This is a genomic window from Streptomyces sp. DSM 42067, from assembly GCF_055792885.1.
Genome location: NZ_CM147706.1, coordinates 1,694,405 through 1,720,380, shown reverse-complemented (window position 1 = coordinate 1,720,380; position 25,976 = coordinate 1,694,405). Strand labels below are relative to the sequence as shown.

The 25,976-nt window shown below is 70.8% G+C and carries 26 protein-coding genes; 22 read left to right on the top strand and 4 right to left on the bottom strand.

The annotated features are described in order from the left end of the window. Positions 1-16: 16 nt before the first annotated feature. Entirely contained in the window at positions 17-1,366 is a 1,350-nt protein-coding gene (locus ACSMXV_RS08240; RefSeq protein ID WP_473177047.1) for a TetR/AcrR family transcriptional regulator, read from the bottom strand. 218 nt (positions 1,367-1,584) lie between these two features. Between ACSMXV_RS08240 and ACSMXV_RS08235 the strand changes: the two genes are divergently transcribed. The 13 genes from ACSMXV_RS08235 (at position 1,585) to ACSMXV_RS08175 (ending at position 15,028) form a co-directional block, all read left to right on the top strand. Further along, positions 1,585-2,760: an acyl-CoA dehydrogenase family protein gene (locus ACSMXV_RS08235; protein WP_473177046.1), complete on the top strand. Its 1,176-nt coding sequence runs from the start codon at positions 1,585-1,587 to the stop codon at positions 2,758-2,760. Beyond that, the gene (locus ACSMXV_RS08230; RefSeq protein WP_473177045.1) at positions 2,757-3,692 is read left to right on the top strand and encodes a VOC family protein; all 936 of its coding nucleotides are present in this window, start codon (positions 2,757-2,759) and stop codon (positions 3,690-3,692) included. The genes ACSMXV_RS08235 and ACSMXV_RS08230 overlap by 4 nt, the downstream gene beginning before the upstream one ends. After that, positions 3,689-4,540 carry an alpha/beta fold hydrolase gene (locus tag ACSMXV_RS08225; protein WP_473177044.1) on the top strand — a complete coding sequence of 284 codons (852 nt, stop codon included), beginning with the start codon at positions 3,689-3,691 and terminating at the stop codon, positions 4,538-4,540. Before ACSMXV_RS08230 ends, ACSMXV_RS08225 begins: the two co-directional genes overlap by 4 nt. 61 nt (positions 4,541-4,601) lie before the next feature. Beyond that, entirely contained in the window at positions 4,602-5,150 is a 549-nt protein-coding gene (locus tag ACSMXV_RS08220) for a flavin reductase family protein (RefSeq protein ID WP_473177043.1), read from the top strand. A 132-nt stretch (positions 5,151-5,282) separates the two neighbouring features. Beyond that, complete coding sequence (locus ACSMXV_RS08215; RefSeq protein WP_473177042.1) at positions 5,283-6,458, top strand: acyl-CoA dehydrogenase family protein; 1,176 nt, start codon at positions 5,283-5,285, stop codon at positions 6,456-6,458. Then, positions 6,455-7,360 carry an isocitrate lyase/PEP mutase family protein gene (locus tag ACSMXV_RS08210; protein ID WP_473177041.1) on the top strand — a complete coding sequence of 302 codons (906 nt, stop codon included), beginning with the start codon at positions 6,455-6,457 and terminating at the stop codon, positions 7,358-7,360. Before ACSMXV_RS08215 ends, ACSMXV_RS08210 begins: the two co-directional genes overlap by 4 nt. Next, positions 7,353-8,705 carry an FAD-dependent oxidoreductase gene (locus ACSMXV_RS08205; protein WP_473177040.1) on the top strand — a complete coding sequence of 451 codons (1,353 nt, stop codon included), beginning with the start codon at positions 7,353-7,355 and terminating at the stop codon, positions 8,703-8,705. Before ACSMXV_RS08210 ends, ACSMXV_RS08205 begins: the two co-directional genes overlap by 8 nt. Beyond that, positions 8,702-9,484 (top strand): SDR family NAD(P)-dependent oxidoreductase, encoded by a 783-nt coding sequence (locus ACSMXV_RS08200; RefSeq protein WP_473177039.1) that lies wholly within the window; start codon positions 8,702-8,704, stop codon positions 9,482-9,484. Before ACSMXV_RS08205 ends, ACSMXV_RS08200 begins: the two co-directional genes overlap by 4 nt. A 58-nt stretch (positions 9,485-9,542) precedes the next feature. Next, a complete protein-coding gene (locus tag ACSMXV_RS08195; protein WP_473177038.1) occupies positions 9,543-10,160 on the top strand; it encodes a cysteine hydrolase family protein in 618 nt (205 codons plus the stop codon). Then, positions 10,157-11,626: an FAD-dependent oxidoreductase gene (locus tag ACSMXV_RS08190; protein ID WP_473177037.1), complete on the top strand. Its 1,470-nt coding sequence runs from the start codon at positions 10,157-10,159 to the stop codon at positions 11,624-11,626. The genes ACSMXV_RS08195 and ACSMXV_RS08190 overlap by 4 nt, the downstream gene beginning before the upstream one ends. Before the next feature lie 9 nt (positions 11,627-11,635). Continuing rightward, a complete protein-coding gene (locus ACSMXV_RS08185) occupies positions 11,636-12,475 on the top strand; it encodes an aspartate/glutamate racemase family protein (protein ID WP_473177036.1) in 840 nt (279 codons plus the stop codon). Continuing rightward, positions 12,465-13,841 (top strand): FAD-dependent oxidoreductase, encoded by a 1,377-nt coding sequence (locus ACSMXV_RS08180; protein WP_473177035.1) that lies wholly within the window; start codon positions 12,465-12,467, stop codon positions 13,839-13,841. Before ACSMXV_RS08185 ends, ACSMXV_RS08180 begins: the two co-directional genes overlap by 11 nt. A 113-nt stretch (positions 13,842-13,954) precedes the next feature. Beyond that, positions 13,955-15,028 (top strand): MFS transporter, encoded by a 1,074-nt coding sequence (locus ACSMXV_RS08175; protein ID WP_473177034.1) that lies wholly within the window; start codon positions 13,955-13,957, stop codon positions 15,026-15,028. Positions 15,029-15,142: 114 nt separating this feature from the next. Here the strand turns inward: ACSMXV_RS08175 and ACSMXV_RS08170 are convergent, their stop codons facing one another. Both ACSMXV_RS08170 and ACSMXV_RS08165 read right to left on the bottom strand, forming a co-directional pair. Further along, entirely contained in the window at positions 15,143-15,889 is a 747-nt protein-coding gene (locus tag ACSMXV_RS08170) for an NADPH-dependent F420 reductase (protein WP_473177033.1), read from the bottom strand. A gap of 54 nt (positions 15,890-15,943) precedes the next feature. Continuing rightward, entirely contained in the window at positions 15,944-16,714 is a 771-nt protein-coding gene (locus ACSMXV_RS08165) for an SDR family NAD(P)-dependent oxidoreductase (RefSeq protein ID WP_473177032.1), read from the bottom strand. A gap of 128 nt (positions 16,715-16,842) precedes the next feature. Here ACSMXV_RS08165 and ACSMXV_RS08160 point away from each other — a divergent pair, with 128 nt between their 5' ends. Beyond that, on the top strand, positions 16,843-17,436 hold the full coding sequence (locus ACSMXV_RS08160; protein ID WP_473177031.1) for a TetR/AcrR family transcriptional regulator: 594 nt from the start codon (positions 16,843-16,845) through the stop codon (positions 17,434-17,436). Between the two features lie 76 nt (positions 17,437-17,512). On the opposite strand, the gene ACSMXV_RS08155 is transcribed toward ACSMXV_RS08160, so the two are convergent. Then, positions 17,513-17,686 carry a hypothetical protein gene (locus tag ACSMXV_RS08155; protein WP_473179255.1) on the bottom strand — a complete coding sequence of 58 codons (174 nt, stop codon included), beginning with the start codon at positions 17,684-17,686 and terminating at the stop codon, positions 17,513-17,515. On the opposite strand from ACSMXV_RS08155, the gene ACSMXV_RS08150 reads away from it, so the two are divergent. The 8 genes from ACSMXV_RS08150 to ACSMXV_RS08115 all read left to right on the top strand — a co-directional run bounded on the left by ACSMXV_RS08150 (position 17,613) and on the right by ACSMXV_RS08115 (position 25,973). After that, on the top strand, positions 17,613-18,905 hold the full coding sequence (locus tag ACSMXV_RS08150) for an alpha-L-rhamnosidase-related protein (protein ID WP_473177030.1): 1,293 nt from the start codon (positions 17,613-17,615) through the stop codon (positions 18,903-18,905). The genes ACSMXV_RS08155 and ACSMXV_RS08150 overlap by 74 nt on opposite strands. Positions 18,906-19,114: 209 nt before the next feature. Next, positions 19,115-20,068, top strand: a complete 954-nt coding sequence (locus ACSMXV_RS08145; protein ID WP_473178860.1) for an aldo/keto reductase — start codon at positions 19,115-19,117, stop codon at positions 20,066-20,068. A 290-nt stretch (positions 20,069-20,358) separates the two neighbouring features. After that, complete coding sequence (locus ACSMXV_RS08140) at positions 20,359-21,369, top strand: hydroxyacid dehydrogenase (protein ID WP_473177029.1); 1,011 nt, start codon at positions 20,359-20,361, stop codon at positions 21,367-21,369. A gap of 162 nt (positions 21,370-21,531) precedes the next feature. Then, the gene (locus ACSMXV_RS08135) at positions 21,532-21,777 is read left to right on the top strand and encodes a hypothetical protein (protein ID WP_473177028.1); all 246 of its coding nucleotides are present in this window, start codon (positions 21,532-21,534) and stop codon (positions 21,775-21,777) included. A gap of 183 nt (positions 21,778-21,960) precedes the next feature. Continuing rightward, on the top strand, positions 21,961-23,034 hold the full coding sequence (locus ACSMXV_RS08130; RefSeq protein ID WP_473177027.1) for a LacI family DNA-binding transcriptional regulator: 1,074 nt from the start codon (positions 21,961-21,963) through the stop codon (positions 23,032-23,034). A gap of 135 nt (positions 23,035-23,169) precedes the next feature. Continuing rightward, positions 23,170-23,835 (top strand): ThuA domain-containing protein, encoded by a 666-nt coding sequence (locus tag ACSMXV_RS08125; protein ID WP_473178859.1) that lies wholly within the window; start codon positions 23,170-23,172, stop codon positions 23,833-23,835. A 129-nt stretch (positions 23,836-23,964) separates the two neighbouring features. Continuing rightward, the gene (locus ACSMXV_RS08120; protein ID WP_473177026.1) at positions 23,965-25,212 is read left to right on the top strand and encodes an alginate lyase family protein; all 1,248 of its coding nucleotides are present in this window, start codon (positions 23,965-23,967) and stop codon (positions 25,210-25,212) included. A 134-nt stretch (positions 25,213-25,346) separates the two neighbouring features. Then, positions 25,347-25,973, top strand: coding sequence for a YigZ family protein (locus tag ACSMXV_RS08115; RefSeq protein ID WP_473177025.1), 627 nt, complete (start codon positions 25,347-25,349; stop codon positions 25,971-25,973). Positions 25,974-25,976 lie beyond the last annotated feature (3 nt).

Genomic DNA, 25,976 nt, shown 5'->3' with positions numbered 1-25,976 from the left:
CGGACGAGCTGAATTCTCACCCCGCCGCAGACGGCGCCGCTGCGTCGGCGATGATTGCCTCGATCATGTCGACGATGACGTGGACGAAGGTCTCGAGGTCCCAGGAGTCCCCGACCTGCTCCGCGATGAACAGGCCGTCCGAGACGGCCATCAGCAACATCGCCAGCCGCGAAGGCAGTTCGGGGTCGCGGGCCGATGTCTCCTCGCCGAGGTTCGCGGAGAACCATTCGCCCATCGACTCCAGGACGCGGCGCCGGATGTCGAGGAACAGCACGCGGGCGGTCGGTTCGGTCGCGCGCTGCTCCAGCGTCAGCATGTGGCCGATCCGCATGAAGTCCGGCGCCGCGGCGAGGCTGCTCAGGGACCGGGTGAGGGTCGCGCGCAGACCCGCCGCCCGTCCGGCCGGTTCGACGACCGGCTCCCACGTGGCCTGCCCCGCCGACCACTGCTCGAAGCTGTGCTCAAGGACCGAGGCGAACAGCTCGTCCTTGTCCTTGAAGTGCCAGTACAGGGAGGAAACCGGCAGTCCCGAACGCTTGCAGACGCGCGCGATGCTCGTCCCCTCGTAGCCCCGTTCGGCGGCGATCTCGGCGGCCGCGGAAAGGATGCGCAGCCGGGAGTTGTCCCCCTCCGATGGCGACCAGGTCGTGGGCGAGGCTGCAGTCGTGGGCGAGGCTGGGGCGCTCCTGCCCGGGCCCCCGGCGGACCCGGCCGGGGGTGCGGCGCCGCCCCGCACACGCTCCACGAGCAGGCCGGCCGCGGCGTCCAGTCCCACCGCGAACATGTGCAGCAGCCGCGTGAAGTCCCAGTCGCCGTGGGCCCGGGTGGCGAGGAAGAAGCCGTCGGTGGTCGCGACGTTGAGCTGTGCGAGGATGCGCGGAATCGCCGGGGCGTCGTCGAGTACTTCTGCGGGCAGCACCCTGGCCCACCAGCCGGCCACCCGCTCCAGGCTCTCGCCACGGACCTGCAGGAACCGCGCCCTGGCGGCAGGCTCCTTGGCGTACTTGCCGAGAGCCAGCATCAGCCCGAGCCGCCAGAACTCCGGCTTGTCGATGAACGCCTGGTCGACCTGGCGCAGCAGGGCCTGCAGGGTCTCGCCGCGCCGCTCCGGCGCCGCGGCGGAGTCCCAGTCCGGCGCGTGCTCGCGCCACGCGCGGTAGCTGTGCTCAAGGACCGCCGCGATCAGCCCGTCCTTGTTGCCGAAGTGCCAGTAGATCGAGCTCGCGGGCAGGCCGGTCCGCTCGGTGACGAGTGCGACGGACGTGCCGTCGTAACCGCGTTCGGCGGCGATCTCCAGGGTCGCCTCGAGTATCCGCTTGCGTGACTCGTCGCCCTGCCGGTGGGTGCGCTCCGTCTTCCTGGCCACGTGCTTCTTCTATCACGTGGGTCCCTGGTCGAGCGGCCCTCCGGCGCTCTGCCGTGGCCTCGTCGGAGCGGCCTTCGGGGAGTTTCCGTGCAGGTCCTTCCGCCGGCCCCCTTGCCAAGCACTCCGAGCGGGTCTAGGTTTCCGGCTCGTGAACTCCCTGTAGCGATCGCTACAGGGAAACGTCTCTCACTACAGCGACGTGGTGAAAGGGGTCGTCTGTGACGATCGTCGAGAAGGTCCGGCAGCTCTCCGCGGAGTTGGCTGCCGAAGAGGCGCTGGGCTCGGAAGAACGGCGCCTCACCGATACGACCTGGAAGCACCTCCAGGAGACCGGGGTGCTGCGCGCCCTCCAGCCCGCCCGCTGGGGCGGCGGAGAGCTGCCGCTGATCGAGTTCCTCGACGCGGTCTTCGAGGTCGCCCGGGTCGCACCCGCGGCCGGCTGGGTCTCCGGGGTCGTCGGGTCCCACCCCTGGCAGAGCGCACTCTTCCCGGAGGAGACCCAGCAGGAGCTGTGGGGCGAGGACGCCGCCCGCATGGTGTCCTCGTCCTACGCGCCGACGGGGAAGGTCGTCCCGGTCGAGGGCGGATACCGGGTGAGCGGCCGCTGGTCGTTCTCCTCGGGCTGCGACCACGGACACGGCGTGATCCTCGGCGGCGTGGCCGGTGAGACCGAGATAGCGGACGGCGTCCGGGTCCCGGACTACGGCTCGATCATCCTGCTGCGGGACCAGTACCGCATCGACGACAACTGGCACACCGCAGGACTCAAGGCCACGGGCAGCAAGGACATCGTGGTCGAGGACGCCTTCGTCCCCGCCCGCCGGTTCCTCTCCCACATCCGCTACGAGTACGTACCGGGGGTCCGTGCACCGGGTCAGGAGACCAACCCCGGCCCGCGCTACGCCCTGCCCTGGGCGACGCTGTTCAACCTCGTGCTGGTGGCCCCGACGCTGGGCATGGCCCAGGGCTTCCTGGATGAGTGGACGGAGATCAACAGGACTCGGCGGGGCAACTGGGGCGGCTTCTACCGCGACGACCCGCTGACGCAGCGCCATCTCGCGCAGGCCTACTGGACGCTGGACGCCGCGATCATGAAGATGCGCCGCGCCGCCATCGAGATCAGCGAGGCCGCAGAGGCCGGGATCCACATCGGCAAGGACGTACGGGCCCGCTACCGCTGGGACATCACCCGCGGTTGCGAGCTGGTCGGTGACGCGATCGCCGATCTGTACCGCAACTCGAGCGGCCGGGTCGCCTACCTCGACCACCCGCTCCACCGCCGCTACCAGGACATCGTCACCGCTCTCGGCCACGCGTTCCTCGTCCCGGACGCGGTCGGCCTCGCCTATGCCGCCCGCGCGCTGGGCGCGACTCCTCCGGAGGTGCAACTGTGATCCACTCCCTCAGCTACATCGGCTTCTCCTCTCCCGGCTACGAGGAGTGGCTGACGTTCGGCCCCGAGGTGCTCGGCATGCAGGTGGCCGGGCGCGGCCCCGACGGTGCGGTGCGCCTGAAGGTCGACGATGCCGACTACCGGCTCGCCATCCACCCCGGCGAGGAGCACGCCAACGAATACCTCGGCTGGAATGTCCGTACGCCGGACAACCTCCACGCGCTGGTGCGCCGCCTGACCGATTTCGGCATCGAGGTGCACGAGGGCAAGCCGGACCTGCTGCAGGAGCGGGCGGTCGCGGGTCTGGCCTGGTTCATCGATCCGTTCGGCAACCGCCACGAGCTGACATGGGGCCAGTCACGCCATCCGGCGAGCTTCCGCCCGGGCCGGGCGATCTCGGGCTTCGTCACCGGTGAACAGGGCCTCGGCCACGCGGTTCTGGTCGTCCCCGACCTGCAGCAGGCTAATGACTTCTTCACCGACGTGCTCGGCTTCAAGCTGTCCGACCGGATCATCGACCCGCCGCTGAACGCGCAGTTCTACCACGTCAACGGCCGCCACCACTCGCTGGCCATCGCCGAGGTGCCGGGCGCCAGCGGCTTCCAGCACCTGATGGTCGAGGTCGCCTCGCTCGACGACGTCGGCACCGCGTACGACCTGTGCGAGGAGCGCGACGTGCCGATCGTGCTGACGCTCGGCCGGCACACCAACGACCTGATGACGTCCTTCTACCTCTACACGCCGGCGGGCTTCCACCTGGAGTACGGGCACGGCGGCCTGCAGGTCGACGACAGCCTCTGGGAGCCGGCCACCTACACCCAGACCAAGATCTGGGGCCACCAGGGCACCAAGCACCGCGACGAGCTGCCCTTCGCCCTGTTCAACAAGCCGAACTCGCCTGAGCCCAACTCCCCTGAGAGGAACGCGGAATGAACGCCCCCATCACCACCACCGACATCCCGGTCGGCGACTACACCCTCCACGTGAGCACCGCAGGCGACCCCTCGGCGGAGGCGCTGCTCTTCCTGCACGGCTCCGGCCCGGGCGTCACCGGCCTGTCCAACTGGGAGCAGCTCATCGGCGACCTGGGGGACCGCTACTACTGCATCGCCCCGGACACGCTCGGCTTCGGTGACTCCGACCACCCCAACCCGCCGCCGCGGGGCATGGCCGCCTTCACGGAGCTCCGGCTCGCGGCCACCTGGCAGCTGCTGGACAAGCTGGGCGTCGAGAAGGTCACCCTCGTCGGCAACTCCTACGGCGGCCAGATGTCGCTGGCCATGGTGCTGGAGCGTCCGGAGCGGATCAACAAGGTGATCCTCATGGGCAGTGGAGGCATGCCCGGCCTCAAGCCGCTGCCCGGCCTGGCGAAGCTGATCAACTTCTACGACGACCCGACCGAGGAGGCGATGGCAGAGCTGCTCTCTCTGTTCGTCTACGACCCCGCCTCCTTCGGCGACCGGCTGAACGAGATCGCCGCGGTCCGCGTCCCCCGCGCCACCCGTGAGGAGGTCAAGCGCTCACACCTGGCCACCTTCGACTTCACCGCCGGACCGAAGATCGGCTGGCAGCCGGAGGAGCTGGCGAAGATCGAGCAGGGCGTGCTCGTCATCGCGGCCCGCGAGGACAAGATCGTGCCGGTCGAGTGCAGCCACTACCTCGCCCAGCACATCCCCAACGCGCGACTGCACATCGTCCCCAAGTGCGGGCACTGGAGCCAGATCGAGTACCCGGAGATGTTCGCCAACCTGGTCTCCGGCTTCGTCCAGGGCACCTTCTGACGGGGCCGGCCGCACACTCCGGCCGCACACATCTCCCGACATCTCCTGAAGGGAATCGTAAATGCCCGAAACCCTGCAGCCTCCGACGCCGATCAGCCAGGATCGCGGCACGCGCCTGGCCGGCGAGATCGACCCTGCACACTTCCGGCGGGTGCTCGGCAACTACCCGACCGGCGTTGTCGTGGTCACCGCGATGCACGAGGGCGAGCCGGTCGGCATGGCCGTCGGCTCCTTCACCTCGGTGTCGCTGAGCCCCGCGCTGGTCGGCTTCTTCCCCGACTCGACCTCGACCACCTGGCCGCGCATCAGGGAGGCGGGCGCCTTCTGCGTCAACGTCCTGGGCGAGGACCACCAGGACGTCTGCCGGCTCTTCGCCACCCGTGGCGCCGACAAGTTCGGCTCCCTGGGCTGGGAGCCGGGCGCCTCGGGTGCCCCGGTGCTGGACGACGCCATCTCCTGGATCGATTGCCGGCTGGAGCGCGTGCACGAGGCCGGCGACCACTTCCTCGCGCTGGGGCGGGTCCTCGACCTGGGCGCGGAGCAGGCGGGCGGCCCGCTCATCTTCTACCGCGGGAACTACGGCGGTTACCGGGCGCAGCTCGCGTCCTGACCAGATATGCCGTCTGCGTTCTGATCCCCATGCCGTACGGCCAAGGGGCCACTGCGCCACTTTCGCTGTAGCGAACGCTCCATCCATACATGCGTTGCTCGTTCGCTCCTATCGCTCTTGAGGCAGGAACACATGTCCATCGTTGAAGCGGTGCGCGCCGCCGCGCCCGCCCTGGCCGCCGAGGACGCGGCCGGGGCCGGGCAGCGGCGCCTCACCGACGTCGCCTGGAAACAGCTGAACGAAACCGGCGTGCTGCGCGCATTGCAGCCCGCCCGCTGGGGCGGGGGCGAAGTGCCCCTGGCCGAGTTCCTCGACGCTGTTGTCGAGGTCGGCCGCGCCAACCCGGCCGCCGGCTGGGTCACCGCCGTGGTCGGCGTGCACCCCTGGCAGATCGCGCTCTTCCCGGAGCGGACCCAGCAGGAGATCTGGGGTGAGAACCCCGACCGGGCGATCGCCTCCTCCTACACCCCCACCGGCAGGATCGAGCGGGTCGACGGCGGCTACCGGGTCTCCGGCCGCTGGTCGTTCTCCTCCGGCAGCCTGCACTGCGACGGGGTGATCCTCGGCGGCATCGCCGGCACCCGGGAGTGGAACGGCCACGATGTCGCCGACTTCACCTCGGTGATCCTGGACCGCGACCAGTACCGGATCGAGGACACCTGGCACACCGCGGGCCTGGCCGCCACCGGCAGCAACGACATCGTGGTGGACGAGCTGTTCGTGCCCGAGCACCGGGGCCAGTCCCACGTCGACTACACGTACCACCTGGGTGCCCCGCTGCCCGGACGCGAGCTCAACTCCGGTGCGCTGTACCGGCTGCCGTGGGCCGTCGTCTTCAACCTCATCATCGCCGCCGGCGCGCTGGGCGCGGCACAGGGCTTCGTCGACGAGTGGGTGAAGGCCACCCGCACCCGCCGCTCCAACTACGGCGGCATGCTCCGTGACGACGCACTCATCCAGAACCATCTGGCCGAGAACCTCTACGCCGTCGATGCCGGGCGGCTCAAGCTGCGCCGCGCCGCCGTCGAACTCACGGCCGTCGCCGAGTCCGGCGAGTGGCCCAGCCGCGAGGCTCGCGCCTTCTACCGGTACGACGTCGCCCGCGCCGCCCAGGAGGCAGGCGCCGCCATCACCCGCCTGATGCGCGCCTCCAGCGGCCGGGTCGCCTACCTCGACCACCCGCTGCACCGCCGCTTCCAGGACGTCACCGCCGCGGTCGGCCATGCCTTCCTGCTCGCCGACCCGCTGGGCCAGGCCTTCAGCGCCCTGCACCTGGGCGCCGAGGACCGGCCGGGGGTCCACCTGTGACCACCCATGCGACTCTCCCTGGCCTCTCTGCCGAGCAGCGCCGCCGCGAGCTGCGCCGTCTGCTGACTGCGGGCGAGCCCCTGATCACCCCCGGGGTGACGGACGCCGCCGGGCTACGGCTGGTCGAGGAGGCGGGTTTCGCCACCGCGTACGTGACCGGGGCGGGTCTCGCCAACGCCCAGTACGGGCTGCCCGACATCGGGCTGGTCTCGCAGCGCGAGGTCGTGGACCACGTCGCCCGACTGTCCGCCGCGACCGGCCTGCCACTGATCGTCGACGCCGACACCGGCTACGGCGGACCGCTGTCGGTGATGCGCACGGTCCGCCTGCTGGAGGCCGCCGGGGCCGCCGCGGTGCAGCTGGAGGACCAGGTGCTCGCCAAGCGCTGCGGCCACTTCGACGAGCACCAGCTGGTCAGCGCCGATGAGATGCGGGCCAAAATCCAGGCCGCCGTCGCCGCTCGTGGCGACTCGGAGCTTGTCATCGTCGCGCGGACCGACGCCCGCGGGGTGCTCGGCCTGGACGAGGCGATCAAGCGTGCCCACCTCTATGTCGAGGCCGGCGCCGACGTGATCTTCATAGAGGCGCCGCGCAGCGTCGAGGAGATGCGCACCATCGGCACCGAACTGGCGGGCGTGCCGCTGGTGGCCAACATCGTCGAGGGCGGCAAGACCCCGGAGCTGACCGCCGCCGAGCTCGCCGAACTCGGCTTCTCCGTCGCACTCTTCGCCAACTACCTGATGCGCAGCATGCTGCAGTCCGGCCGTGAGGCACTCGCTCACCTGCGCACGGCGGGGGAGACCAGCAGCCGTACGCCGCATCTGCTGCCGTGGGCCGACCGGCAGTCCCTCTTCGGACTCCCCGAATACACCGCGCTGGAGAGGAGGTTCCGCGATGGCTGATGTGGTGGTGGTCGGTGCCGGACTGGCCGGACTTGCCGCGGCCGTGGCCGCAGCGGAGACCGGGGCCCGTGTCGTGATCTGCGAGAAGCAACCCGAGATCGGCGGCAGCACGGTGCTCAGCGCGGGCCTGTCCGCCTTCGCCGGCACCGAAGAGCAGGCCACCGAGAGCGTCGTCGACGATGCCGAGCTACTCCGCCGCGACCTACTGGAGACCGGGCAGCACCGCAACGACCCGGCCCTGGTCGACACATACTGCGCCGAACAGCTGACCACCTACCGGTGGCTTCGCGGCATGGGCATCGCGTACGGAGAGGTGCACGCCGCGTCGGGGCAGAGCGTGCCGCGCTCTCACCCCACCGACACGCGGGTACTGGTCCGGACCCTGCTGGACCGGGCACTGGAACGCGGCGCCGACTTCCTGCCCGAGACCCGGGTGCGGCGGCTGCTGGTTGAGGACGGCGGGGTGGCCGGGGTCGTCACGGATGGCGGGAAGCTGGCCGCCCGGGCGGTGGTCCTCGCCTCCGGCGGCTTCTCCCGGAGCCCCGAGCTGCTCGCCCGGTTCGCCCCTCAGATGGAGCGGGCGCTGCGCGGCGGCGGCGCGGGCAGCACCGGTGACGGGCTGCTGATGGCCTGGAAGGCGGGCGCCGGGGTGACGGACACCCCGTACATCAAGGGCACGTTCGGCATCCACCCCGAGCCCGGCGGCGCCGAGGGCGGTACCGGCATCCTCGCCGTCTACAAGGGCGCGATCGCGGTCAACGGCGACGGACGGAGGTTCATCGACGAGTCGCTGCCGTACAAGGTGATCGGCGACGCCTGCTTGGCCCAGGACGGCGGCATCGCCCACCAGATCTTCGACGACCGCGTGATGGCGCACGGCGACCCAAGCGTGCCGATCTACGACTTCGCCGCCCGGCTGGACAACGGCCTGCTGCTACAGGCCGACACCCTGGACGAGCTGGCGAAGCAGCTGGAGATCCCGGCGGAGGCGCTCACCGCCACGGTCACGGAGTACAACACCGCGATCGAGCAAGGCACCCCCGACCCCCTCGGCAGGCGAACCCTGTCGGGCGGGGTCGGGAGGCCGACCCCCATCGCCACCGCGCCCTTCTACGCTCACCCGTCCACCACCGTCGTACTGGCCACCTACTGCGGCCTGACCATCGACCCCCACGCGCGCGTGCTGGACGTGTACGGCGAGGTCATCCCCGGTCTGTACGCGGCGGGAGAGATCACCGGCGGACTGCACGGCGCCGGCTATGTCACCGGCACCTCCATCGGCAAGGCCGCGATCTTCGGCCGGATCGCCGGGCTGTCGGCGAGCGAGGAGTTGAAGTCCGCATGAGCGGCGACCTGTTCGATCTGACCGGGCGGCGGGCGCTGGTCACCGGCGCGGCGAAGGGCGGTCTCGGCGCGTACGCCGCACTCGCCCTGGCCCGGCAGGGCGCCGAGGTGGTGGTCGCCGACCTGCCGTCGCGCGGCGCCGACCTGGACGCCACCGTCGGCACCCTCCTCGCGGCCGGAGCGAAGGCCCGCGCGCTGCGCGTGGACGTCACCCGCGAGGACCAGGTGGAGACCCTGGTCGCGCACGCCGCCGACCCCGACGGGCGCCTCGACATCCTGGTCAACGCCGCCGGAGTGATGCTCCGCAAGGAGGTCTTCGAGACCTCCCTCGACGAGTGGCGGCGCGTGCTCGACGTCAACCTCACCGGAACCTGGCTGCTCAACCGGGCAGCGGGCCGGCTGATGGCCGGGCGGAGGCATGGCACGATCGTCAACTTCTCAACGGTGTACGCCGAGCGGGTCGGGCCCGTGCCCGAGTCCGCGTACTACGCCTCGAAGGCCGGCATCGGCAATCTCACCCGCTCCATGGCCGCCGAGCTCGGCCGGCAGGGAGTGCGGGTCAACTGCCTGGCCCCGGCCGTGTTCTACCCCACCGAGATGACCGCCGCCCTGGGCGACGACCCCGAACGGCTGGCCTGGTTCTCGGAGCGCACCATGCTCGGCCGGCTCGGCGTACCCGGCGAGGACCTCGACGGCCCGCTCCTGCTGCTCGCCTCCGATGCCGGCCGCTACATGACGGGCCAGATCGTCTACGTCGACGGCGGCTGGTCCGCATGGTGACCCGAACCCGTGCCCGTACCCGTACCCGTACTCCGCACGAAACGAAAAGAGTCCCGAGATGACCGAGACCCCGCCGGGCCGCACGGCCCTGCTGATGCTGGACTACCAGGTTGCCCTGTGCGAGCAGGGCGAGCACCTGCGGATGCCCGCCCTCGCCGAACAGGTTGCCGAGCGCGGCGTGCTGGCCACCGCCGAGAAGGTGCTGACCGCCGCCCGCGACGCCAACGCCTACGTGGTGCACGTCCGGCTCGCCTTCGACCCCTCCTACGAACTGCGTACCAACCGCTCCGTGCGCTTCGACGCCTACCCGCGCGAGCGCGCCATGCTGGCCACCGCGCCGGGCGCCCAGATCGTCAGCTCTCTCGCCCCGCTGCCCGCCGAGCCAGTGGTGGACAAGGGCGGGGTGGGCGCCTTCAACGGCACCCCGCTGCTGCAGATGCTGCTGGGCGCCGGAGTACGCCATGTCGTGCTGGGCGGCGTCGCCACCAACCTGGTGGTCGAGTCGACCGCCCGGTACGCCGTGGACAGCGGACTGCAGGTGACCGTCGTCGAGGACATGTGCGCCTCATTCGACCCCGAACTGCATGACATCGCGATGACCCGAATCCTGCCGATGTTCGCGGCCGTGCGTACGGCCGACGAGATCATCGCCGAGCTGAGCGGGAGGACCGCATGACCGCGCCCGAGACCGAGTACGACGTCGTTGTCGTCGGCTCCGGCATCGCCGGACTGACCGCCGCGCTCGCCGCCGCCGAGGCCGGAGTCCGGGTCGCCGTGGTGGAGCGGGCTCCGCGCCACGACGCGGGCGGCAACACCCGCCACACCGAGGCGTTCCTGCGCATGAAGTCGCTGGACGAGGTCTCCGACGACTTCGAGGAGCGGCTGCTCGGCGACTTCACTGGCTACCCGGACCCATCCCTGATGGTGGAGTCGCTGCGCGCGCCCGCCTCCTGGTCTGCGCCGCTGAAGTCGCTGAGCACCGCGAGCCCGGAGGTCGTCGGTGCACTGGCCGAGTCCGCGGGCCCGACGCTGCGCTGGATCGCCACCCACGGGGTGCGGTTCGAGTCCCTGCCGACCCCGTTCCTGACCACCTCCACCACCCGGCTCATGCCGGTCGGCGGCGGTCTGGCCCTGGTGGAGGCGCTCACCGCAGCCGCGGAGGCGGCCGGGGTGACGTTCTCGTACGAGACCACCGCGCGCTCGCTCGTGCAGGACGCCGACGGCACGGTCACCGGCGTACGGGCGGCCTCCGGCGGTACCGTCCGGGAACTGCGCGGCCGGGTCGTGCTCGCCTGCGGCGGATACGAGGGCAACGCCGAGCTGATGGCCCGCTACCACGGGCGCGGAGGCCGGCACACCCGCCCGGTCGCCCGCGGCGGCCACTACAACAAGGGCGACGGCCTGCTGATGGGCCTGGCCGTCGGGGCGGCCACCGCCGGCGACTTCAGCCTCTTCCACGCCGAGCCGGTCGACCCGCGCTCGGGCATCGCGGAGGCTGCCGTCTTCTCGTTCCCGTACGGCATCCTCGTCAACAAGGAGGGCCGCCGGTTCACCGACGAGGCGCCCGGCCCCATCGACGCCTGGTACGAGCGGGTCGCCCGGCGCATCCACGCCCAGACCGACGGCATCGCCTACGCGGTCTTCGACGCCCGCAGCGCGGACGTGCCGGGGCTGGCCGCGGCCGTGCGCAGCGACCAGCCCGCCATCACCGCGGCGACCCTGGAGGAGCTGGCGGCCAAGCTGGAGATCCCCGCGCGGGCGCTGGCCGACACCATCGCCGAGTACAACAAGGCGTGTCCCGGCGGCGAGTTCCGGCCGCTGGAGACGGACGGGCTGGCCACCGACGGGCTCGTCCCGCCCAAGTCCAACTGGGCCCGGCCGGTCGACGCCGCCCCCTACCACGCGTACCCGATCATCGCCTCGAACGTCTTCACCTTCGGCGGCCTGAAGAGCAACGAGCGGGCCGAGGTGCTGGACCTCGACGGCAACCCGATCCCCGGCCTGTACGCGGCCGGAGAGCTGACCGGCATGTACTACACCAACTACACCGGCTCGACCTCGGTGCTGCGCGGCGCGGTCTTCGGCCGCATCGCCGGCGGCCTCGCCGCGACGGCGGGTCCCGTGAATTCGGCGGGGAGCTGAGGAGCGGACATGCGAATCTGGCACCAGAGCTTCACCGTCCTGGACGACGTCCCGCACTACCGGGACGCGCTCGCCCGCCACCTGCAGGCCGTCGCCCGGCCGGGCACCACCGTGGAGCTGCACGGCATGGCACCGGGCACCTACCCGAGCGCCTATCCGGGCACCCACATCAGGCACCTCTACCTCACCAACCTGCACAAAGAGCAGTTCGTCAGGGCCGCCCTGACCGCCGAGGAGCAGGGCTACGACGCCTTCTTCATCGCCACCATCCCCGACACCGGCTTCGAGGAGATCCGCACCCTCGTCGACATCCCGGTCGTCGCCTTCGGCAACGCCTCGGTTGCGTACGCGGCCACGCTGGGCAGCCGCATCGGCATCGTCAACTTCATCGCGGAACTCGAGCCGCAGCTGCGGCGGAACATGGCGACGTACGGATTCGACCGGCTCGTCGGCCCGATCGTCCAGGTGGAGCGGGAGTTCACCGACGTGATGGCCGCGTACGCCGACCCGGGGCGGCTGCTCGAGGCGTTCCGGACGGCGGCCAGGAAAGCGATCGCGCAGGGCGCCGAGGTGATCGTGCCGGGGGAGGGGCCGCTCAATGTCTTCCTCGCCGACCAGGGCGTGTCGCGAGTCGACGACGTCCCGGTCATCGACTCGCTGGGCACCGGCCTGGCGCTTGCCGAGGTCCGCGCCGAGGCCTGGCACCGCACCGGGCTGCACCCGGCCCGGACCGGCCTGTACTTCTCGCGGCCGGACGCGGCGCTGATCAAGTCGGCCCGGGAGTTCTACTACGGGCCAGGAGCTGGAGCCGGAACAGAAGCCTCATCCGGAGCCGGACATGACGTCTGACGCCGACTACGAGGTGGACGTCGCGGTGGTCGGCGGCGGGGCGTGCGGCCTTGTCGCCGCCTTGCGCGCTGCCCGCAACCCCGACCTCCTCGTCGCCGTGTTCGAGAAGAGCACCAAAGAAGGCTGCAACTCCCAATTCTCCAGCGGCAGTCTGGCCGCCGGGGGCACCCGCTACCAACGGGCCGCCGGCATCGCCGACTCACCCGAGCAGCACGCCCGTGACATCCTCGCCGTCAACGGCGACCCGGACGCCGAGCCGATCGTCACCGCCCTGTGCCGGGTGGCACCCCGCTACGTGGAGTGGCTGGCCGACGAGCTGGGCCACCCGGTCGAACTGGGCGTGGACATGGCCCGATCAGGCCAGAGCGTGCCCCGGCTGCACACAGACACGGGCCGTGCCGGGGGAGCGCGGCTGATCGCCACGCTGCGGCGCGCCGTCGAGGCCCGCGACAACATCGTCTTCGTCGACAACGCGTCGGGCACCGGGCTGCTGACCGCCGAGGACGGCTCCGTGACCGGGGTGGAGGTGCTCGACGGCGGGGAGCCGCGCCGCGCCGGTGCCCGAGCGGTGGTACTGGCCGCCGACGGCTTCGCGGCGAACCCGAACATGATGGCGGAGTTCTGCCCGGACGCGGCCGGCGCCTTCTACGGCGGAGTCAGCACCAGCACGGGCGACGCCATCCGCTGGGGCCTCGAACTGGGTGCCGCCACCCGCAACATGGGCGGCTTCCTCGGGCACGGCCTGGTGGTCCCCGGCCACGGCACCCGGCTCAACCCAGTGCTGCCGTTCCTGGGCGCACTGCTGATAGGCACCGACGGCCGGCGGTTCGTCGACGAGAAAGCCCAGGGCTACTCCAAGCTGGGCCGCATCATCGCCGAGCAGCCCGGCGGCCGCGCCCTGCTCATCTGGGACGAACGCGCCCACAAGGCCGCGATGCACTCCGAGCTGATGCGCGAATCCGCCGCTGCCGGGGCCTTCCGCCGTCACGAAACCCTGGCCGCCCTGGCCACCGCCACCGGCCTCCCCGATTCCCGCCTCGCCGAGACGCTGGCCGGCTTCCGATCGGTCTCGGTGGTGGATGACCCGTCCGGCATCGACCACGGCCCGCTCCACTTCCCGCTGTACGCGGGGTGGGTCACCCGCGGCGTCCTCACCACCCAGGGCGGCCTGCTGGTCGACACCCTCGGCCGCGTCCAGCACCACTCCGGCCACCCGATCCCCGGCCTGTACGCGGGCGGCGGCTCAGCAGCCGGCGTCTCGGGCCCCACCTCGGAGGGCTACATGTCCGGCAACGGCCTGCTGACAGCCCTCGGCTTCGGCTGGATCACCGGCAACCACCTGGCCGCCGCTCTCGGCAGGCGCTGACCGCGCCCGAACACCCCGGCCGGGCACGGAAGGCCCGGCCGGGACCCCCAGGCACGCCCCCGCGCGAGCCGCACGAGTACACCAACCAGCACGATCGCCACAGGGAGATCGCCATGGATGTACCCAGCACCGCGGACACGGCCGACCCGACTCCGGACAGCACGTCTATCCCTGCCGACATCGCCCCCACCCGCACCGACCCCCGTATCGTGCTCGCCTCCGCGATCGGATCGCTCGTCGAGTACTACGACTTCAGCGCCTATGGCTATCTGGCCACGATCACGGCCACGGTGTTCTTCTCCGGCGACGACCCGACCTCGGCCCTGCTGGCGACGCTGGCCACCTTCGCCGCCGCGTTCGTCCTCCGGCCCGCGGGCGGCATGATCTTCGGTCACTTCGGCGACCGTATCGGTCGTAAGAAGGTGCTTGCCGCCACGGTGATCATGATGGCGGTGGCCAGCTTCGCCATAGGCGTGCTGCCCACCTACGCGGCCATCGGCACCGGTGCCACCGCCATGCTCGTCCTGGCCAGGTGCGCCCAGGGGATCGCGGCGGGCGGCGAGATGGCCGGCGCCGGCTCGTACCTGGTCGAGGCCGCGCCCGACCACCGCCGAGGCCTGCTGACCAGCTTCGCCCTGCTCGGCTCACACGCGGGCGCCCTGCTCGCCTCGCTGACGGTCGCGCTGCTCACGCACACCCTCACCACCGGGCAGATGCACTCCTGGGGTTGGCGTGTGCCCTTCCTCCTCGCGCTGCCGCTCGGCCTGGTCGGGATCTACATCCGCACGAAGCTGGAGGACACAGACCAGTTCAACCGGATCGCCGACCGCGGGGAGGTCGCGAAGGCACCCATCAGGGAGGTCGTGCAGCGCTACCCGCTGCCGCTGCTCACGGCCGTCGGGCTGTCCACGGCGACCTTCTCCGGCTACTACATCTCGTTCGTCTACATTCCCATCCATCTGCAGAAGACCATCGGGCTGCCGGCGGACAACGCCTTCTGGTCGACTGTCGCCACGCTGCTGGTGGCCTGCGCGGTGATCCCGCTGTTCGGGCTGCTGGCGGACATCGTGGGCCGTAAGCCGGTGCTGGCAGCCGGTTCGATCGGCTCGTGCTGCCCAGGGAACAGCGGTACCCCGAAGGGCTTCAACGACGCTCTGGCACGGATCAGGGCCGAAGCATCCAGCTGACCGTCGGCCGCAGGCCACGCTTGCGCATGCGTCTGATTCCGCCGACCGGGGGCACGAGGGTGTTCAGGCCAGGTCCGCGACCGTCCTCGGCAGAGCCCGCCTCCTCGTCGAGTCCTAAAGGGTCGCGCGGGCGTCGCCCGCGGAGCGCCGGACGGCCGTGTCGGTCAGTTCCCGCACCTTGTCGGCGGGCACCGGGATGCTGGGGGCCTCGGAGAACCAGCGCCATTTCTCCTGGTCGGTGGTCAGCCCCTCGGGCTGCGCCGACAGGTATGGCTGGACGTAGACCAAGGTGCCCGGCTCGCTGCGCCAGCTGTCGGCCAGCGTGCCGATGTCCACCGCGTCGTAGCCCAGCGCGTCCAGCAGTTCCGTTACCTGTGCCTTGGCGGCCGTGTCGTCACCGGCGATGGGCAGGGCACTGCGGTCGTCGGCGCCGGCGGTTCGGGCGGCGGTGAACAGGCGCACGAAGTCTATGTTGTTGAAGGCCTTGACCACCTGGGAGTCGGCAAGGTGCCGCTGCACCAGGGAGCTGGAGGTCTGCTCGCCCGCGTCCAGCTCGGCAATCCGGTCGTCGCGCTCGGGGTAGTAGTTCATGGTGTCGATGACGGCCTTGCCCGCCAGGGCGGCGGCGGGGAGCTGCTGATAGGTGCTCAGCGGGACGGTCGCCACCACCAGATCGCCGGCCTGCGCGGCCTCGGCGGGCGTGGCCGCACGCGCGCGCTCACCAAGTTCGGCGACGAGGTCGGCGAGGGTCTCGGGGCCGCGGGAGTTGCTCAGTACGACGTCCAGTCCGGCGGCGACGGCGAGACGGGCCAGCGCGCTGCCGATGTTACCGGCGCCGATGAGTCCGAGGGTTTTGGTCATGGCGTCATGTCTCCATTTCAGAAGGTGAATCGGTGGGAAAACGGGGTGGCGGTCTCAGCCGCGCAGGCTCATGCCGCCGTCGATCGACCAGGCCTGGCCGCTGATCCAGGCCGCGTCATCGGAGAAGAGGAAGGCGACGGCGGCGGCCAGGTCGGCGGGCTCGCCGAGGCGCGGGCTGCGGGCGTACTGCAATGCCATGGCCTGCAACTGCTGGTCGTTCTGCCCCTGCTGGGTCTCGCCCATGACCAGGCCGGGGGCGACCACGTTGCAGCGGATGCCCTCCTTGCCCCAGCGGGAGGCGATGTGGCGGGTCAGTGCGTTGATCCCCGCCTTGGACGCGGCGTACGCGGGGCGGGTGGGTTCGCCGCCCCACGCGGCTCCGGAGGAGGTGTTGACGATGACGCCGCCCCCCTGGACGAGCAGGTGTGGCAGGACCGCCCGGCAGGTGAGGGCGTAGCCGAGCAGGTTCACGTCGTGGGTGCGCCGCCACACCGCCGGGTCCATCTCCAACAGGTCGCTGTCACGGCCCAGGGTGTCGCCGGAGAGGTCGGCGCCGACGTTGAAGAGGCCGTCTACCCCGCCGAACTCGGTGACGGTCCGGTCGACCAGCGCCTGTACCGAGGGCTCGTCGGCGAGGTCGAACTCGACGGCGATCGCTGTACCACCCGCCTCGGATATGCCCTTGGCGGTCGCCTCCGCCCCCGACAGGTTGATGTCGCCCACAACGACCGAGGCACCCTCCTCGGCGAGCCGCTCAGCGGTGGCGGCGCCGATTCCGGTCGCGCCGCCGGCGACCACGATCCTCTTGCCCTGCAGACCCCGCATGGTTCTCTCCTCCCGCTGGACTCTATGACCAGATACGAGCGTGTGACTCTAATATGAAACTGAGTGTCACGTCAGCGACTGTATCCTAAGAGTGGGAGCCGGAACCGAGCGAGAGGTAGGATCGCGGCGTGAACGGAGCGACACGAACGAACACAAGAGACATCGCGCGGGCGGCCATCCAGTCCGAGCTCGCCAAGGTGGCCTTCGACCTGTTCCGCCGCGAGGGCTTCGAGAAGGTCACCGTCAACGACCTGGCCGCGGCCGCCGGCGTGTCCCGCAGCACCTTCCTGCGCTATTTCGGCACCAAGGAGGACGCCGTCCTGGGCGCCGTCGACGGGCAGGGCCAGCAGGTCGCCGACGCCGTACGTGCCCGGCCCGCCGACGAGGACGACTGGACGGCGCTGCGGCACGCACTGGGCACCGTCATCGAGGAGCACCGCCAGGACCCGGACGGCGCCCTCGCGATGTCCCAGCTGATCATGCGGACACCCGCGCTGTGCGCGCGCAGCCAGGAGAAGCAGAACGGCTGGCGCCCGGCCATCGCCCAGGCACTTGCCGAACGCGGCGGTCCCTCGCGGCCCACGGCGTTGGGTCCGCTGGTGCGTGCTGCCGCCGCGGTGGACTGCCTGAACATCGCCGTCAACCACTGGACCGCTTCCGACGGCCGCCTCGACCTCGATGACCTCCTCGACGAGGCCTTCGCAGCACTCGCACCGCGATAGGTACGACACCGGCGAGCCCCCTGGACTTGGCGAACGCGGACCATGGCCGGGCCTGCGGACCCCGGCTGCGGCAGGTTCAGGAGATCGGGCCGCAGTTCGGTGCGGCAGGGTCGATCGTGCCGCGCTGCACCTTCGCGTCGTGCGGTTCGTTGAGACCGGCGTGTACGCGCTGTGCCATGCCACCGGAGATCTCGTGCGGGTACTGGCGGAAAACCGCGACGGTGGTGCCGTGGGTGCTGTACCAACGCACCGGGGACCGCGGCGTATTGGAGCGGCAGCTGCCGAGCATGTGCGCCTGGGTGAACCGGATGACCGAACTCGCCGGCCCCGACCGGCTGTGGACGGGCGGCTTCCAGTTCGGCGACTGGCTGGACCCGACCGCACCGCCCGAGGACCCCTACCGGGCCAAGGCCGATCCCGACGTGGTCGCCACCGCACATCTGGCCCGCTCGGCCGAGATCGTGGCCGAGGCGGCTCGAGTGGTGGGACGGAGCGAGGTGGCGAACCACCACGCAGCCCTGGCGGCCGAGGTCCGCGAGGCTTTCACCCGTGCATTCGTCACGCCCGCCGGCCGTGTCCTGTCCGATGCGCAGACCGTCTACGCCCTGGCCATCGAGTGGGCACTGCTGCCCGGCGAGGAGCAGCGCAAGGAGGCCGGCCGACGGCTGGCGGACCTCGTACGCACCGGCGGCTTCCGCATCGGCACCGGGTTTGTGGGCACCCCGCTGGTGACCGACGCACTGACCTCGACCGGACATGCCGACGTCGCCTACCGCCTGCTGCTGCAGACGGGCTGCCCCTCGTGGCTCTACCCGGTGACCATGGGCGCGACCACGATCTGGGAGCGCTGGGACAGCATGCTGCCCGACGGCACCATCAACCCCGGCGAGATGACCTCCTTCAACCACTACGCGCTCGGCGCGGTCGCGGACTGGCTGCACCGGCGGGTCGCCGGCCTCGCCCCCGCCGCGCCCGGCTACCGCGTGATCACCATCCACCCCGTGCCGTCCGCCTCGCTGACCTCCGCCTCGGCCCGCCACCTCACTCCGTACGGCGAAGCCCGCGTGGCCTGGACACGCGCCGACGGCCGTTTCCGCCTGGAGGTGCGAGTTCCCGTCGGGGCCACCGCGCAGGTATGGCTGCCCGGCGCCGAGGCGCACGAGACCGTCGCGCACGGCGAGCATCGCTGGGAGGTGCCCGACCCGTTCCCGCTCTCACCCGAGCCGAGCACCCCAGTCACCGTCCGCGACGTGCTCGACGAACCGGCGACCTGGTCCGCGATTGCCGCTGCGGCTGTCCGGACCGGTGTGACCCCCGGCGGCGAGGCGGAGGCGGCCCGTCAGCTCGCCGCGCACCTCGACGCGCCCGCGTCGGATCTCGCTCGCGCCCTCGCACCACAGGAGTTCTCACCGGGCGCAGACGCCTTCCAGCATGAGGTCGACGCCGTCTTCGGATCGCTCCCTCACTGACTGACTGTCTCGATTCCGAACCACTCAGCACCGATCGGGTCGGCGAAACCGGTTTCCTTCACCCGTCGTTTGGACGCAGGATGTACCCCGCACCCCGGGTCGGCCCGCCGGCCCATGCCGTACACCCGCTCCGAGCGCCGCTCGGAGCACGACAGGAGAGTCCCGTGAAACCCGCCCCTTACCTCGCCGCGGACGACCGCTACTCCGGCATGCAGTACCAGCGCTGCGGCCGCAGCGGGGTGCTGCTGCCCAAGGTCTCGCTCGGTCTGTGGCACAACTTCGGTGACACCACGCCGCTGGAGACCCAGCGCGCCGTGCTGCGGCGTGCCTTCGACCGCGGCGTCACCCACTTCGACCTCGCCAACAACTACGGCCCGCCGTACGGCAGCGCGGAGGCCAACTTCGGGACGATCTTCGCGCAGGACTTCCGCCCGTACCGGGACGAGCTGTTCATCGCCACCAAGGCGGGTTACGACATGTGGCCCGGGCCGTACGGGGAGTGGGGTTCGCGCAAGTACCTGCTCGCGAGCCTGGACCAGTCGCTGGGGCGGATGGGCCTCGACTACGTCGACGTCTTCTACTCGCACCGCCCGGACCCCGACACCCCCATCGAGGAGACCGTGGGCGCCCTGGACACCGCGGTGCGCCAGGGCAAGGCGCTGTACGCGGGCCTGTCCAACTACAGCCCCGAGCAGATGGTGCGGGCCGCAGCAGTGCTGAAGGAGCTCGGGACGCCGCTGCTGATCAACCAGCACCCGTACAGCATGCTGGACCGCGGCATCGAGCGCAGCGGCCTGATCGCCGCGTCCGCCGAGGTGGGCGCCGGTGTCATCGCCTTCTCGCCGCTCGCGCAGGGCCAGTTGACCGACCGCTATCTCGACGGTGTGCCCGACGACTCGCGGATGGCCATCGGCCACTTCCTCAAGCGGGACGCCCTCACCGAGGAGAAGCTCGGTCTGCTGCACGCGCTCAACAAGTTCGCGGGCGACCGCGGGCACACGCTCGCGCAGCTCGCGCTGGCCTGGGTGCTCCGCGATCCGCGCGTCACCTCGGTGCTCATCGGGGCGAGCAGCGTCGCGCAGCTGGACCAGAACCTGGGTGTGCTGGACGTACCGCCCTTCGAGGACGATGAAGTCGCCCAGCTGGACGAGCTGTTGGGCTAGTCCAGGCGGGTTTCCTCGTCTCTGTCGGGAGAGGGTGGGCAGCGATCTGCTGCCCACCCTCTCTTGTGGGCCATGGAAACCGATCGCATGGATACCGATCGCGTGGAAACCGATCGCTGTCCGCCTTTGCGGCTGAACTGCCTGAATGTGCCCCGGTTCCCCCTTGTCGATCCGCTGTTTGCCGCATGCAAGCCCATTGACCCTCTGTTGAGCTCGCACCTAGCGTAGAGACCGGTTGCTATACCTCTACGACTTCCGCCGTCCTTGATCCCGAGCCGGAGGCCATTGCCTTGCCCGAGCGCCCGCTGGCACTGTTCGCGATGAGTGCCGAGACCCTGCCGCACGCCTTTCCGCCCGACGTGCTGGCCCGGCTTCGCGCCTCCGTGGACATCGACCCTGGGCTGATCGCTGACGGCGGCTTTGACGATCCGGCGGTACGCACGGTCCTGGCCGAGGCCGAAGTGCTGATCACGGGTTGGGGATGCCCCCCTATCGATGCCTCTGTGCTGGACGCGGCCCCGAAACTGCGGGCCGTGCTGCACGCCGCCGGCTCGGTGAAGTCGACGATCGCGCCCGGCTTGTGGGACCGCGGGCTGGTGGTCTCGTCCGCCGCGGACGCCAACGCCCTGCCCGTCGCCGAGTACACCCTCGGCATGATCATGCTCGTCGGCAAGGACCTGTTCACGGCACGGGAGCGCTACCGCACCCTGCGGACGTTCCCGCTCGCGGAGATCGTGCCGGGCATCGGCAACTTCCGACGGCGGATCGGCATCGTGGGGGCCTCCCGCATCGGGCGCAGGGTCATCGAACTCCTGCGGCCCTTCGACTTCGACGTGAGCCTCGCCGACCCGTATGTGGACGAGGCGGAGGCGGCCGCGCTCGGGGTGCGGCTGCGGCCGCTCGGTGAACTGCTCGCGGGCAGCGACATCGTCTCGGTCCACGCGCCGGCCACCGACGAGACCCGCCATCTCATCGGCGCGGCGGAGCTCGCGCTGATGCCGGACGGATCCGTGCTGATCAACACGGCCCGCGGCAGCCTCGTCGACACGGACGCCCTGGTCGCCGAGCTGCGGACGGGGCGCCTCAAGGCCGTACTCGACGTCACCGATCCGGAGCCGCTCCCGGCGGACTCCCCGCTGTTCGACCTACCGGGCGCCTTCATCACGCCCCACCTGGCCGGTTCCCAGGGCAACGAGGTGCAGCGCCTGGGCCTGTGCGTCGTCGAGGAACTGGAGCGACTGCTCGCCGGGAGGCCGCTGTCCCACCAGGTCGACCCTGCCGCGCTCGGACGCGCCGCATGACGATCTCCGCCACGGAACCCTTGATCGGACGGTGGGGGCACGACGCCCTCACCCTGCACTGAGTCCACGAGGGTGCGACGGTAGGTGCGGTACACGGCGACGGCGGCCGCGACCAGCCCGAGCTGCCGGGCGCTCAGCAGGTCGAGCCGGCCGCTGAGGTGGATGGAGCCGAGCATCGCGGTCACCATGGTGGAGGCGATCTCGGCGTCTGCGGGGCCGAAGCCCGACGAGCCGGACGGCGCCCCGGCCGCCATGGCCGAAGTGCCGTTCTGGCCGCTGGGCCTGCCCGGCCGACAGGACGAATGTCTCGCGTTCGCCCTCGACACAGGTACGTCCGCGCTGCTCGCGATGTGGCGGCGCGGCGGGGACGAACGAGACGCGGGGAGCTGCTCGCCGTCCCCCCTGTAAACGAGCGCCGTGACGCTGCTCCACGGCGCATCGGCGACGGCGGAACTCAACCACACGGGCTCGCGGGTGCGGGTGTCCCTGCCCGAACCGTACTCGGCGGTACTTCTCCGGCTGCACCACGCCCGAGCTGCACTATCGTGAGCGCCGACGGGGATGAGGCGGCTCAGGGGCGAGGAGACGGACGTGGAAGGGACAGCCGGAAAAACAGGGGGCGTGTCCGGCGGTGAGGCCTCGACGGTGCGCGATGTCGCCAAGCGCGCCGGAGTGTCCCCGTCGACGGTCTCCCGGGTCCTGGGCGGTACGTATCCGGTGGCCACGGCGACCCGCGCCAAGGTCCTCAAGGCCATGCGCGAGCTCGACTACGTGGTCAACGCCCATGCCCGTGCGCTGGGCGGCTCCACGAACAAGACGGTCGCCTTCGTCGTCGACGACGTGACCGGCCCCTTCTACGCCCATATCGCACGTGGAGTGGAGGAGCAGGCATCGGCCGAGGGCCGGCTGTGCATGCTCTGCACGACACACGGCGACCCCCAACGCGTCCTGGCCGTCGTGGAGTTGATGCGTGAGCAGCGTGCCGACTGCGTGATCGTCGTGGGCGGCGCCTGGGAGGACAAGGCCTACCAGGACCGGATGACGCACTTCGCGCACGCCCTGGACCGGGTGGGCTCACGGCTGGGTCTTGTCGGCCGGCCGCCGCTGGGGGATGGGGTGCCCGCGACGGTCGTCGAGTACGACAACGAGGGCGGCGCCTTCGCCATGACCACGCATCTGCTGAGCCAGGGCCACCGGCGGATCGCCTATCTGGGCCGGATCCCCCTCCTGTCCACCAGCAGAGAGCGCCTTCAGGGCTTCACCAGTGCCCACGAGATGCTGGGCCTCAGCCCCGACCCCCGGCTGATCAAGGACGGCGTCTTCTCGCGCAGCTACGGATACCAGGCCACCCGGGAACTCCTCGCCTCCAAGGCCGACTTCAGCGCGATCTTCGCCGCCACGGACATGGTCGCCGCAGGCGTGCTGCAGGCGCTGCGCGAGGGCGGTGTGCGGGTGCCCGAGGATGTCTCGGTGGCCGGGTACGACGACATCCCGGTGGCGCTCGACATGTATCCCCAGCTCACCACGGTGAGCGTGCCGCACGAGGAGCTGGGCCGTACCGCCGTGCGCCTCGCACTTCACCGCGACGAGCTCCCCGACAGCCAGCACCAGGTGCTGGGCACCCACATCGTCGTCAGGGGATCGACCCGGCGCCGAGGGAAGTGAAGCAGACCAGGCACGGTGGCCCCTGTCCGCACGGGCCGAAATTTTCGGTGCGGTACGGGAGGGTGCCGGTTGCGTGAGGGGCCGCCATGATGGACACCGGTTTCCCTCTGACGCTTGCATCTCTGGAGCATCACCATGCCGCACCGCCGGCCCCAGGTCCTGGTCTACTCCCGTACCACCGCCTACCGGCACGACTCCATCCCGGACGGCATCCGCGCCTTCCGGGATCTCGGTACGGAAAACGGTTTCGACGTCCATGCGACGGAGGAGCCGGAGGCGTTGGACGGCGGACTCGACCGGTACGCGGCTGTGGTGTTCCTCTCCACCAGCGGTGACGTCCTCACACCGCGGGGGAGGGAGGAGCTGAAGGGATACTGCGCCTCGGGCGGCGGCTTCATGGGTGTGCACGCGGCCGCCTGCACCGAGTACGACTGGCCGTTCTACGGGGAGCTGCTCGGCGCACGCTTCGCACGCCACCCCGAACTGCAGCCAGGCGTCCTCACCATCGAGGACAAGGAGCACCCGGCCACTTGCCACCTGGGCGCCACCTGGGCGTTCACCGACGAGTGGTACGACTTCCGGGCCAGCCCGCGCGGTGCCGTGCGCGTGCTGGCCTCCGCCGACGAGTCCTCGTACGAGGGCGGGGGGATGGGGGACGACCATCCGCTCGTCTGGTGTCACGAGTACCGCGGCGCCCGGGTGTTCTACACCGCGCTCGGCCACACCGCCGAGGCCTACGACGATCCCGACTTCCGCGCCCATCTCCTCGGCGGCCTCCGCCACGTGGCGCGCCTGCCCTGATCGTCTGGCGGCCGCAGCGCGCGGCAAGGACCGGCCACCCCGGTGTGATCTTGCGCTTCGCACCGGGGTGGCCCCCCCCACGGCACGTACGTCTCCGAACGTCCGACCCCCACCAGACAGGAGAGACACGTGAGCCGCACGAACAAGCACAGAACGCAATCAGCCAGCGGTATCAGCCGACGCGGGATGCTGAAGGCCGCCGGTGGGCTCGCACTCGCCGGAGCGGCGGGTGCCACCGCCACAGCCCTCACCACCGGCACCGCCGGCGCCGCCCCGGCCACCTTCACGCACCCCGGCATGCTGCACATCTGGGGCGACCTCAACCGGGCGAAGGTACGGGTGGCCGCAGGGGACGATCCCTGGCTCTCCGGCTGGAACCGGCTGACCGCCAACTCCCACTCCCAGTCGAGCTGGACGCCCAACCCGCAGGCCACCATCATCCGCGGCGGCACCGGCCAGAACTACGGGATCCTCTACAACGACATCCACGCCGCCTACCAGAACGCGCTGCGGTGGTGGGTCACCGGTTCCACCGCACACGGCGACTGCGCCAGGAACATCCTCAACGCCTGGTCGGCCACGCTGACCGAGGTCACCGGGAACGCCGACCGGTACCTCGCCGCCGGCCTCTACGGCTACCAGTTCGCCAACGCGGCCGAGCTGATGCGCGGCTACTCCGGGTTCGACCTGGAGCGCTTCAAGCGCATGATGCTCAACGTCTTCTACCCGCTCAACGACCGGTTCCTCCGCGAGCACAACGACGCCTGCATCACCAACTACTGGGCGAACTGGGACCTGTGCAACATGAACTCGATCCTGGCCATCGGGATCCTGTGCGACGACGGCGCCAAGTACGACCAGGCCGTCAACTACTTCAAGAACGGCGCGGGCAACGGCGCCATCAGGAACGCCATCCCCTTCGTCTACGACAGCCAGTGGCTCGCCCAGTGGCAGGAGTCCGGGCGCGACCAGGGCCACACCGTCATGGGCATCGGACAGATGGGCGCGTTCTGCGAGATGGCGTGGAACCAGGGCGAGGACCTGTACGACTACGACAACCGCCGCTTCGAGAAAGCGGCCCAGTACGTCGCGAAGTACAACCTCGGTGAGGACGTGCCGTTCACCAAGTACACCTGGGGCACCGGCCAGAACTGCGCGTACAGCGAGCACACCGTGATCTCGTCCGCGAGCCGCGGGCAGCTCCGGCCGGTGTGGGAGATCCTCCACTACCACTACGCCAGGCGCCGCAACCGGTCCGTGCCGTACATCTCCCGCATGGCGGCTCAGGTCTACCCCGAGGGCGGCGGCGGGGACTACGGCTCGACCAGCGGCGGCTTCGACCAGACCGGCTTCGGCACGCTGATGTACGCGAAGTGACGCCCCGGACCCTGCCCTGACCCCCGGGGCAGGTGCTGGTCGCGGCACGCGCGCGTGGCGACCCCCCATCGGCCACGCGCGCGTGCCGTCATCGTGGTGCCGGCTCCGGTCCGGGCACCGCATACCCTGGCCTGATGCAGGACGAGTACCGCACAGTGGCCCGCGAGGGCGTGCACGAGACCGAGATCAACCGCTCGCGCTTCCTGTGCGCGCTCGCGCCCGCGGCCACCGAGCAGGAGGCTCAGGACTTCATCGCCCGCGTCCGCAAGGACCACGCGGACGCCACGCACAACTGCTACGCGTACGTCATCGGCGCCGACGCGGCCGTGCAGAAGGCGAGCGACGACGGCGAGCCGGGCGGCACCGCGGGCGTACCCATGCTGCAGATGCTGATGCGCCGCGACATGCGTTACGTCGTCGCCGTCGTCACCCGCTACTACGGCGGGGTCAAGCTCGGCGCGGGCGGGCTCATCCGGGCGTACGGGGGAGCGGTCGGCGAGGCCCTGGACGCCCTCGGCACGATCACCCGCCGCAGGTTCCGGCTGGCCACCGTGACGGTCGACCACCAGCGCGCCGGCAAGGTCCAGAACGATCTGCGCGCGACGGGACGCGAGGTGCGGGACGTCCACTACGGCGATGCGGTCACCATCGAGATCGGGCTGCCGGACGCCGATGTCGAGGCCTTCCGGGCCTGGCTCGCCGATGCGACGGCGGGCACAGCGGGCTTCGAGCTGGGCGGAGAGGCGTACGGGGACGCCTGAAGC